We start from the raw sequence: 10,298 nt of genomic DNA, 5'->3' as shown, positions 1-10,298 counted from the left end.
AAAATAGCGCCCCAGGGGACGATTCCCGTTCCCTGGGGCGCTATTTAATCACAATTATTTCGCAAACATCTTAAACTCCAAGAAGAGGTCGTTGTACACGCCCAGCGTCTTGAGCGGCAGGTCCCGGTAGACCTGAAGGTGGCGCATCGTCTTCGCGGGCGGGTAAAAGGCTTGATCTGCCGTAATCCGTTTCGGCAAGCGACGGCGGGCCGCCGCATTTGGGGTGGCGTAACCAACGTATTCCGCGTTCTGGGCCGCGTTGGCCGGTTCCAGCATGAAGTTGATAAAGGCGTACGCTGCGGCCTTATTCTTGGCCGCACGGGGGATGACCATGTTATCAAACCAGATGTTGCTCCCCTCGCTCGGGACGACGTAGTGGAGGTGGTGGTTGACGGACATCATCTCCCGAGCATCTCCGGAGTAGGTGACCCCGACCGCCGCCTCATCCTGTTCCATGTACATCTTCATTTCATCGGCCACGATGGCTTTGACGTTCGGCGTCAGGGTTTTCAGGTGGTCCTGCGCCTGTTTGAGCTTTGCGTAACTGGTCGTATTGACCGACTGGCCTTGGGAAATCAGGGCCATGGCAAAGACGTCGCGGGCGCTATCGATCAGCATCAGGTTATTTCGCAGGCGGGGGTTCCATAGCTGGGACCAGTGCTGGACGTCTTGGGCCCGGACTTTCTGGTCATTATAGATAATCCCCAAGGTCCCCCAAAAGTACGGCACCGAGTAGCGGTTGCCCCGGTCAAAGGGCTGGTTGCGGAATTCAGGGGCAATGTAGTGGAAGTTGGTCAGCCGCCGGTGGTCCAGCGGGGCCAGCAAGTGTTCCTTTTTCATCCGCTGAACCGTGTACTCGCTCGGCACCACCAAATCGTAGTTGGTTCCGCCCTGCCGGATTTTGGTCAGCATCGACTCGTTGCTATCAAAGGTTTCGTAGTCGACCCGGTAGCCGGTTTGCCGTTCAAACTTGCTAATCAGCGCCGGATCAATGTAGTCCCCCCAGTTGTAAATCGTCAGGAGCTTTGCCGAGCCGCCACCCTGCCGGTGGTTCAGCGCCCAGCTGCCAAGGGCCAGAGCCGCACAGAGAGCGACGATTCCGCAGACAACTGCAAACAGCTTTTTCATTGTGCGTCCCCCTCCTTCACGGTCACGATCCGGTTACGCCGGCCGCCATGCTTGCTGATAAAGTAATACCCCAGAACCAGTAAGAGGGACACCAGGAACATGATGGCAGACAGGGCATTAATTTCCAGGTTGATCCCCTGCCGCGCCCGGGAGTAAATCTCCACGGAAAGGGTTGAGAAACCGTTCCCAGTGACGAAAAAGGTGACCGCAAAGTCATCTAAGGAATAGGTCAGGGCCATAAAGTAACCGGCCCCAATCCCCGGAGTAATGGCGGGCAGGACAACCTGGGAGAGCGCCTGCCAGCGGGTCGCCCCGAGGTCGTAAGCGGCGTCCACCAGGGTTGGGGAAAGTTCATTGATCTTCGGCAGCACCATCAGGACCACAATCGGGATGCAAAAGGCAATGTGGCTCAGCAGGACGGAAACGAAGCCCAGCCGGATCCCCAGCATGGTAAAGAAGATTAAAAAGCTCGCCCCGATGATGACGTCCGGGGACACCATCAAAACGTTGTTCAGGGACAACAGACCGTTGCGCCACTTTCCTCGGGTATTCTTAATCGCCAGCGCTCCCATGGTCCCGATAATGGTCGCGATCAGGGACGCTAACAGGGCAATGATGATGGTATTAAAGACAATCGTGATCATCCGGGTGTCGCCAAAGAGGTCCGCGTAATGACGCAGTGAAAAGCCGTGATAACGCTCCATCGTGGTTCCTGCACTAAAGGAGAAGACCACCAGGTAGATAATCGGTGCGTACAAAATGACAAAGACCAGGGCCAGGTAAAGCCCCGACCAGGTAACATGACGCTTGCTCATCAGCGGCTGCCCCCCTTCTGCTTCGTTTCACCAGTGACGAACATGACGATAAACATTGCAATAATCAAGATCATCCCGATGGTCGATCCCATCCCCCAGTTCTGGGTGGTCAGGAAGTGCTCCTCGATCGCCGTCCCCAGGGTGATCACCCTGTTACCACCAATCAGCCGGGTAATCATGAAGAGGGAGAGCGAGGGGATGAAGACCGCTTGAATTCCGGCCTTGACCCCCGGCATCGACAGGGGGAGGACCACCTTGCGGAAGGTCTGCCACTGGCTGGCTCCGAGGTCCTTGCTGGCGTTGATCAACGACGGGCTAATTTCGGCCAGGGAGTTGAAAATCGGCAGCACCATAAAGGGAATTTCAATGTAGGCCGCCACAAACATAAAACTGGCGTCGGTAAAGAGCAGCTGGTGGCTGCCCAGACCGACGAACCGCAGGAACTGGTTAATTGACCCGGTCCGGCTAAAGAGGCCGATGAAGGCGTAGGTCTTCAGCAGGAGGTTGATCCAGGTCGGCAGAATCACCAGCAGCAGCCAGAACTGCTTATTCGGCAAGCGGTCAAGGACATAAGCCGTCGGGTAGGAAATCAGCAGGGTCACCAGGGTAATCAAAAAGGCGTACCAGACGGAATTTAGGGTCATCTTCAGGTAGACGCGCGAGGTCAAATAATCAGCATAGTTCCCCAGGGTAAAGTGCCCGCTGATGTCAAAGAAAGACTGGTAGAAAATCAAAACCAGCGGGGCAATCACAAAGAGGACAATCCAGAGCGCATAGGGAACGATAAAAAGTATTTTCTGCCGCATCAGTCGTCCTCCTCATAGCTGTCCAGCCGAGCGTCGAAGTCCGCCTCGGTTTCGTTATAGCGCATCACGTGAATATCTTCGGGATCAAAGCTGATTCCCACCTGGGCCCCGACCGTGGTCTTGTGGATGGAATTAATCTTCCACTCGTGACCGCGAACGTCATGGACGGTGATTTGGTAATCCACCCCCCGGAAGAGCTGGGTCGCCACGGTGCCCACCAGCTGGCCATTCTCAACCGTGGTGATGTCTAAGTCTTCCGGCCGGATGACCACCTCGACCCGCTCGTTAGGCCGCATCCCGGCATCAACGCATTCAAAGTCCTGGCCGTTGATTGAAACCAGGTAGTCCCGCTTCATAATTCCCGGCACGATGTTGCTCTCGCCGATAAAGTCAGCGACAAAGTGGTTCAGCGGTTCGTCATAAATATCGACCGGGGTCCCGCTCTGCTGGATCGTGCCGTCATTAATAATCATGATCTGGTCACTCATTGCCAGCGCCTCTTCCTGGTCGTGGGTAACGAAAATAAAGGTGATTCCCAACTGCCGCTGCAGCTGGCGCAGCTCCGTCTGCATATTGACCCGGAGCTTGTGGTCGAGGGCCGAGAGGGCTTCATCAAGCAGGAGCACTTGGGGTTTGTTGATAATCGCCCGGGCAATCGCGACCCGCTGACGCTGACCGCCGGACATGGCGGTAATCGCCCGTTCACCATAGCCCTCCAGCTGAACCAGCTTGAGGGCTTCTTGGACCCGCCGCTCGATTTCCGCCTTCTTAACTCCCCGAATTTGCAAGCCGAAGGCCACGTTTTCGGCCACGTTCATGTGGGGAAAGAGCGCGTAGTCCTGAAAGACCGTATTGACTTGCCGCTGGTTAGCCGGGACGTTATTAACCCGCCGGCCGGCAAACCGGATTTCCCCGCTGGTTGGCTGGTCGAAGCCGGCAATCAGCCGGAGAATGGTCGTCTTCCCGGAGCCAGAGGGGCCGAGCAGGGTATAGAACTTCCCCGCTTCAATCGTAAAATCAATGTCCTTTAAGACCACGTTGTCATCAAACCGTTTTTCAACGTGCCGAAATTCCATAATGTTGTTCGCCATTAGCCATTCCCTCGCAAAGTTCTGAATTAAGTACAGCACCTAAATTATACCGTTAATTAGTGAAAAAGTCGGCCCCGCTGGCGGAGAAAATGTTTACAATAGAGGGAAGAAGTAAATTATCAGCACTCCGTTTTTTTCAATGAGGTGGATCAAATGAAATTTAACCAATTTAGCATCATCGACGTTAGCCCGTCCCAGGAACGCCGGGAGCTGGCAATGCTGCACCTGTTGCGGGCAAAGGAAGACCAGCAGCTCACCCCCGCCGAGCTCTTCGAAACCCTGCTGATCCGCACCCGTTTGGGAATCAACAGCCCGCTGACCGCCGCAGAATGGCTCCACGACCTGCTCGCCACCCCGACCGTAGCCCTCGATGACTGGTTTAAGCAGGGCGAACCCCTGACCACCGCCGTCTTTTACCGGGTTGCTTTCCAGCTCTTGCGCTTTGAACCAGCAATTGATTTTCAACTGGACCAGCCCGTTGCCGGCTGGCGGAAACTGCAGTTGCCAATCCGCGAACACGCGACCTGGACCAGCGCCGATGTAGTTGACGCCTTCTACCTCCTGCTCAACACCCGGGCCAAGAACGGGCAAAACTACTTAGACCTGCTGACGGCCCACGGCTTTTTAGCCTGGACCTACGACCTGCCAGCCGACCAAAAGCCGCTCTTCTTTAACGGTAAACCCATCGCCAGCTACGACCCCCAGCAGTTTATCCGGGAAGTCGTCTACGTCGAAACCGACCTCGACACCGATTTCGACGGCCAGGCCGACCTGGTCAAGGTCGAAATCATGCGGCCGCGGGAATCAAACGTTAAGAAAGTGCCAGCCGTCTTTACGGCCAGTCCGTATAACCAGGGGACCAACGACGAATGGGGCGTCAAGGCGACCCACAAGGTCAACTACCCGCTTACTCACAAGCAAGCGGACCAGCAGGCTCCGGCAGAAGAGGTTTTTCCAACCAACTTTGCCTACCACACCGTCAAGGGGGAGGCTCAGGAGGCCACCGCAAGCTTCACCGGGACGCCGGCCTACACGCTGAACAACTACCTGGCGGTCCGGGGCTACGCGATCGTCTACGCAGCCGGAATCGGCACCAAGGATTCAGACGGCTTCCAGACCTGCGGCTCGCCAGAACAAACGGCCTCCATGAAGGCTGTCGTGGAGTGGCTGCACGGTGACCGCCGGGCGTTTACCGACCGGGAAAGCGGCTATACGATCGCGACGGGCTGGTGCAACGGCAGGGTGGCGATGACCGGCCGCTCCTACCTGGGAACCCTGGCGACGGCCGTAGCCACCACCGGAGTCGCCGGTCTCAAGGCCATCATCAGTGAAGCCGCCATTTCTAGCTGGTATGACTACTACCGGGAAAACGGCCTGGTACGGGCCGCCGGAGGCTTCCAGGGTGAAGACGCCGACACCCTGGCCGATGAAACCTTCAGCCGGACTAAGCGCCCCGCCGACTTTTCCCGGGTGAAGGCCCGCTACCAAAACTACGTTGACCGGATGGCGGACGCGATGGACCGCCGGACCGGCAATTATAACGACTTCTGGGCCGCCCGCAATTACCGGCCGCAGATTTCCCACATCAAAGCCGCGGTTATGATGGTCCACGGCTTAAACGATACAAACGTCAAACCCAGCAACGTCAAAGCGCTGGCAGACGGCCTGGCCCAGCTCCCGGTCACTAGCAAGCTGATCCTCCACCAGGGACAGCACATCTACATCAACGCCTTCCAGTCGCTCGACTTTTCGGAAATGGTGAACTTATGGCTGGCCAACAAGCTCTGGGGACTGGACAACCATGCCGATGAGGTCCTGCCCGCCGTCCTCGTCCAGTCCAACCGCACGCCGGCAACCTGGACCAGCTACGACCAGTGGACCGCGGGCCAGCCAGCCAACTATTACCTCCAAGGGCAGGCGCTGACCACCAGCCCTAATGAGGACGCTAATGACATCCAGCGCTTCAGTGACCAGCAAGCCACAGCCGACTACACTCGCTGGTGTCAGGCACCGGCCAAGTGGCAAGACGCGCTCTTCCACGATGAGGGCCGGTTTAGCCGCCACTTCACCAGCGCCCCAGTTAGTCAGGATACCTTGCTCCGGGGAACCCCCCGCCTGACCTTGCAGGTGGCCTCCTCCGCTGACCATGGCCTGATCAGCGCCCAGTTAGTCGACCGGGGAACTGCCAAACGGCTGACCCCGTCGCCAGTCATTATCAACCGGGGCGGCCTGCCACTGGGTTACCACTGGGCCAGCGATGACCTCCGGGAGTTCCAGCTGCAAAAGGCGCCGACGGACTACCAGGTGATCAGCCGGGGACACATTAACCTGCAAAACCGTCATAACGCCCGCCAGACCGACGAGCTCTTTGCCGGTCAGCTCGTAACGGTCACCTTTGATCTCCAGCCGCTCTTCCACCAGCTGGCAGCGGGGCACCAGTTGGAACTAATTATCTACGCAACCGACTACGCCTTTACTCTCCGCGGCAACGAAAACATCAGCTACCGCCTACCGGTTGCCAAGGCCAAGCTGACCATCCCTGGCAGCCAGCCGCTCGACTAATACAAGTGCTGTTCTTCGCATCCTGCGCCAAAATGCGTTAAACTTGATATTACGTTTACCATGAATTGGCAAAGGAGAGAATTAGAATGAAGACAGGAACAAAAATCATTACGCTTGATAATGGCTACCACCTCTGGACCAACACCCAGGGGAGCGGTGACATCCACCTGCTCGCCCTCCACGGCGGCCCCGGTGGCAACCATGAATACTGGGAAGATGCGGCCGACCAGCTCGCTAAGCAGGGACTAAACGTTCAGGTAACGATGTACGACCAGCTGGGTTCCCTGTACTCTGACCAACCAGACTACTCTGACCCGGCCATCGCCAAAAAGTACCTCACCTACGAATACTTCCTCGATGAAGTTGACGAAGTACGGGAAAAGCTCGGCCTGGATAACATCTACCTGATTGGGCAAAGCTGGGGCGGCCTGCTCGTCCAGGAATACGCGGTTAAGTATGGCCAGCACCTCAAGGGCGCCATCATTTCTTCCATGGTGGATGAAATTGACGAATACGTCGACCACGTCAACGCCCTCCGGGAAAAGACCCTGCCGGCCGAAGCGGTGGCCTTCATGAAGGACTGCGAAGAACGCAACGATTACAGCAACCCGCAGTACCAGAAATACGTGCAAGTCATGAACGAACAGTACGTGGACCGCAAGCAGCCTTCTAAGCTTTACCACCTGAAAGACCTCGGCGGTGACGCGGTGTACAATGTCTTCCAGGGCGATAACGAATTCGTCATCACCGGGAAGCTCAAGAATTGGCACTTCCGCGACCAGCTAAAGAACATCAAGGTCCCAACCCTGCTAACCTTTGGCGAACATGAAACCATGCCGCTGGAAACTGCTAAGACGATGGACGGTTTGATTCCGAACTCCAAGCTGGTGACGACGCCTAACGGGGGCCACCACCATATGGTTGACAACCCTGACGTGTACTACAAGCACCTCGCTGACTTTATCCGGTCAGTAGAGGAAAAGTCATTTAACCAGTCAGCGAAAAACTAAGCCCAGCGGTGCGCAGCCGGGAGAAATTTTACCAGCCGCTTGCTAGTTCTTAACTATAAGCATAACGGGGAAAATAACCAGTTTCCACATTAGACTAATTTTTAACATTTCAATATCTGGCGATAAGCTCGCAAACAAGTCACCCTCCAGCAGCTGGCAACACCAACTTCTGGAGGGTGATTTGAGTTTATCCGTGCCCAGGCGGAAGCCCTCGCTGCTACTGGTTGATTCCCAGTGCCAGCTTAACTGCAGCTACATAGGAGCGGCTGACTGGGACCTTGGCCCCGTTTTCCAGCGTCAAGACATAGGTTTGATTAAAAGACGGCTGAACTTCCCGCACCTGATTGAGGTTTACGATATAGCTCCGGTGAACCTGCAGGAACTGACCCGGGTCTAATTGGGCATACAGTTTTTTCAGGGCCTGGCTGCTGATGATTTCCCGGTCCGTTACCACCTTAGTCTTTCCCTTGACCGCCTCGATATAGTAGATCGCGGTCTTTTGCACGACGAGCGTTCGGTCATCACTGCTCAGCGAAAGCCGCGGGTTCGCATTTTGCTGACTAACCTGGCGGCCCCCGGGCGTCCTGGCAGACCGGTCAAGCAGTTTTTGGACCCGGTTGACCGCTTCATCAATCTGTCCCTGCTCAAAGGGCTTCATCACGTAATCAACCGCTTGGGCTTCAAAGGCATCGAGGGCATACTGGTCATAGGCAGTCGCAAAAACAATGTAGGGGCAGTCAGGGCGTTCCTTGAGCTGCTTAGCAAACGCCATCCCGTTGCCATCTTCTAAGCGAATATCTAAAAACATCATATCGGGCACTTCTTTTGCTAATTGCTGCTTAGCGGCCGTCACCCCATCCGCCTCAACCACTTGATCCACATTGGGCTGTTTGTCCAGCAAGAAGCGCAGCTCACTTAAAGCCAGCGGCTCATCATCAACGATCAATACTTTCATTATTCTGCTCCTTCGTTTGGAATGGAATGCTTGTCGCCACTACCGTTCCGGCGTTCCCTGACTGAACTTGCAGGCGGCTGTGCTGGTCATACAGTCCCACCAGGCGCTGGTTGAGATTATAGAATGCCGTTCCGTTGCCACGGCTCGAATTGATTACTTCCCGCCCCAGCTTTTCTTGAATCGCCGGAGCAATTCCACGCCCGTTATCTTGAACCCGAATCGCCAGCCGGTCTTGTTCACGGGTCACAATCACGGTGACCACATTGCCTGACTTTCGTCCTTCAAAGCCATGCTTAATCGCGTTCTCGACCAGCACCTGGATACTAAACGGCGGCACCAAGACATTGCGGTCGACTGCAATCGCAAAGTTAACCTGATAGCGGTGCGGAAAGCGTGCCTGTTCTAGTTCTAGGTATGCCTGGACCTGCTTGATCTCAGCATCAAGGGTAATTTGGGTGGCCCGGGCACCCAGCAGGTTGGCCCGAAAGTAAGTCGCCAGCTGGAGCAGCAGCTGACGGGCCTGTTCAACGTTAAAACGGCTCAACGCGCTGATCGTGTTGATGGCATTAAAAAAGAAGTGGGGGTTGACCTGGGCCTGGAGGGACTTGATCTCGGCATTGCGGAGGAGGGTGGCCTGCTTTTCCGCCTCCCCTAAGCGAATCTGACCAGCAAAAATTTCCCCCAACCCCATCGCCAGCTGAATTTCAACGGGAGTTAGGCGCCAGCTGTCAACGTAGTACATCTTGAGAGTGCCGACGATTTCGTGGTGAGCACTCAGTGGTACTACCACCGCCGCTTCTAAGGGGCAGTCAGGGTGGGCACAGCCGATGGCCTTGGCCGTTCGGGCGACCTGGACCTTGCCGGAAGTAGTCACCGACTGCGACAGCTGCGTCGCTAAGGTTTTGCCAGCAATATGGTGGTCACTAGCGGCACCAATGTGGGCCAGGATTATTTCCCGGTTGGTGATACTAATGGCGTCAAAGTTCGTGTGCTCCTTGATAATTTTCACGATCTGCTGGGCCGAACTCATCGTCAAGCCGTTACGGAAGTAGGGAAGCGTTTCGCTGGCTAACTGCAGGACCGATTGCGTCTGGGTCGCTTTGGTTTCCTGCTCCTGGCGCAGGTACATCGTGATGATTGAAATAAAAATTGACGTCCCAATCGAAGAGATAATCGTCATCGGGATGGCGATCACCCGCACCAGTTTCCAGCCGGTCGGGCTGAAAAGCAGAATAAAGACCATTTGGACCAATTCCATGCTTAGCCCGACAAAAAAAGCCTTGGAGGCGGTCATGGTTGCAAAGGATGTCCGCCGGTTTTTATACAGCAAGCCCGAGGCAATCCCAATCAACACTGAACTCGGCACGTAAAACCACGCCTGCTGGGCGAGTCCGCCCTGGAGGACCCGGAAACTTCCGGCAATCAAGCCGACCGTGCTGCCAACCCAGGGTCCGCCAATGATCCCCGCCACCGTCACCGACAGGATCCGTGCATTGACGACGGAGTAGGTCGATGGGACATGGGTCAACAGGGACTGGTTTTGGATGACGTTATTGGGGTCTAACTCAATCCCCGTCAGGTCGGTGAGAATCGCAAATAAGGAAAAAATTAAAATTAGCTGGACTGCTGAAGAAAAGCTCCGGTGAAACAAGAGCTTGCGAAAATAAGGAATGTTGACCAGCAGGAAGGCCAGAATAATGACAAAGCCGACCCGCTCCGCCATCAAAACTGATAGGTCAAGCAACACGCTCTCCACCTTTCTTAATAATCGAGCCAAAAGATGGCCTGGTTGCGTCTATGATAAATGTTCCGGGCCGGGCTGTCTAGCCTGGTTCGACTAATGCAGCTGAGCAATTCATGCCGCCAGCCAAGTATTTAATCCGGCGAGATAAGCATTTGGTCACCGTACAGCGGCGGTTCATCGTGAAAGT

8 protein-coding genes are annotated in these 10,298 nt (G+C 55.7%); 2 read left to right on the top strand and 6 right to left on the bottom strand.

Going from position 1 to position 10,298, the window contains the following annotated elements:
• Nucleotides 1-54 precede the first annotated feature (54 nt).
• Genes HMPREF0494_RS05510 through HMPREF0494_RS05495 form a run of 4 tightly spaced genes read right to left on the bottom strand, consistent with a single transcriptional unit; the run spans nucleotide 55 to nucleotide 3,840 of the window.
• The gene (locus HMPREF0494_RS05510) at nucleotides 55-1,128 is read right to left on the bottom strand and encodes an ABC transporter substrate-binding protein (RefSeq protein WP_007123958.1); all 1,074 of its coding nucleotides are present in this window, start codon (nucleotides 1,126-1,128) and stop codon (nucleotides 55-57) included.
• A complete protein-coding gene (locus HMPREF0494_RS05505) occupies nucleotides 1,125-1,943 on the bottom strand; it encodes an ABC transporter permease (RefSeq protein ID WP_007123957.1) in 819 nt (272 codons plus the stop codon). The genes HMPREF0494_RS05510 and HMPREF0494_RS05505 overlap by 4 nt, the downstream gene beginning before the upstream one ends.
• Nucleotides 1,943-2,749 carry an ABC transporter permease gene (locus HMPREF0494_RS05500; RefSeq protein ID WP_007123956.1) on the bottom strand — a complete coding sequence of 269 codons (807 nt, stop codon included), beginning with the start codon at nucleotides 2,747-2,749 and terminating at the stop codon, nucleotides 1,943-1,945. The genes HMPREF0494_RS05505 and HMPREF0494_RS05500 overlap by 1 nt, the downstream gene beginning before the upstream one ends.
• Nucleotides 2,749-3,840 carry an ABC transporter ATP-binding protein gene (locus HMPREF0494_RS05495; RefSeq protein WP_040458839.1) on the bottom strand — a complete coding sequence of 364 codons (1,092 nt, stop codon included), beginning with the start codon at nucleotides 3,838-3,840 and terminating at the stop codon, nucleotides 2,749-2,751. The genes HMPREF0494_RS05500 and HMPREF0494_RS05495 overlap by 1 nt, the downstream gene beginning before the upstream one ends.
• A gap of 153 nt (nucleotides 3,841-3,993) precedes the next feature.
• Between HMPREF0494_RS05495 and HMPREF0494_RS05490 the strand changes: the two genes are divergently transcribed.
• Both HMPREF0494_RS05490 and HMPREF0494_RS05485 read left to right on the top strand, forming a co-directional pair.
• Nucleotides 3,994-6,402, top strand: coding sequence for a Xaa-Pro dipeptidyl-peptidase (locus tag HMPREF0494_RS05490; protein ID WP_007123954.1), 2,409 nt, complete (start codon nucleotides 3,994-3,996; stop codon nucleotides 6,400-6,402).
• An 86-nt stretch (nucleotides 6,403-6,488) separates the two neighbouring features.
• Nucleotides 6,489-7,412 carry a proline-specific peptidase family protein gene (locus tag HMPREF0494_RS05485; protein WP_007123953.1) on the top strand — a complete coding sequence of 308 codons (924 nt, stop codon included), beginning with the start codon at nucleotides 6,489-6,491 and terminating at the stop codon, nucleotides 7,410-7,412.
• 217 nt (nucleotides 7,413-7,629) lie between these two features.
• Here the strand turns inward: HMPREF0494_RS05485 and HMPREF0494_RS05480 are convergent, their stop codons facing one another.
• Nucleotides 7,630-8,367: a LytR/AlgR family response regulator transcription factor gene (locus HMPREF0494_RS05480; RefSeq protein WP_007123952.1), complete on the bottom strand. Its 738-nt coding sequence runs from the start codon at nucleotides 8,365-8,367 to the stop codon at nucleotides 7,630-7,632.
• Nucleotides 8,348-10,111, bottom strand: a complete 1,764-nt coding sequence (locus tag HMPREF0494_RS05475) for a sensor histidine kinase (protein ID WP_040458838.1) — start codon at nucleotides 10,109-10,111, stop codon at nucleotides 8,348-8,350. Before HMPREF0494_RS05475 ends, HMPREF0494_RS05480 begins: the two co-directional genes overlap by 20 nt.
• Nucleotides 10,112-10,298: the final 187 nt, after the last annotated feature.

The sequence above is a fragment of the Limosilactobacillus antri DSM 16041 genome (genome assembly GCF_000160835.1).
GTDB classification, from domain to species: domain Bacteria; phylum Bacillota; class Bacilli; order Lactobacillales; family Lactobacillaceae; genus Limosilactobacillus; species Limosilactobacillus antri.
This window is presented reverse-complemented; position numbering and strand designations above follow the sequence as displayed.

Excerpts from the sequence above, each read along its gene's own strand:
- HMPREF0494_RS05480 (WP_007123952.1), bottom strand. The coding sequence starts at position 8,367 with ATGAAAGTATTGATCGTTGATGATGAGCCGCTGGCTTTAAGTGAGCTG.
- HMPREF0494_RS05495 (WP_040458839.1), bottom strand. The coding sequence starts at position 3,840 with ATGGCGAACAACATTATGGAATTTCGGCACGTTGAAAAACGGTTTGAT.
- HMPREF0494_RS05510 (WP_007123958.1), bottom strand. The coding sequence starts at position 1,128 with ATGAAAAAGCTGTTTGCAGTTGTCTGCGGAATCGTCGCTCTCTGTGCG.
- HMPREF0494_RS05505 (WP_007123957.1), bottom strand. The coding sequence starts at position 1,943 with ATGAGCAAGCGTCATGTTACCTGGTCGGGGCTTTACCTGGCCCTGGTC.
- HMPREF0494_RS05490 (WP_007123954.1), top strand. The coding sequence starts at position 3,994 with ATGAAATTTAACCAATTTAGCATCATCGACGTTAGCCCGTCCCAGGAA.
- HMPREF0494_RS05485 (WP_007123953.1), top strand. The coding sequence starts at position 6,489 with ATGAAGACAGGAACAAAAATCATTACGCTTGATAATGGCTACCACCTC.
- HMPREF0494_RS05500 (WP_007123956.1), bottom strand. The coding sequence starts at position 2,749 with ATGCGGCAGAAAATACTTTTTATCGTTCCCTATGCGCTCTGGATTGTC.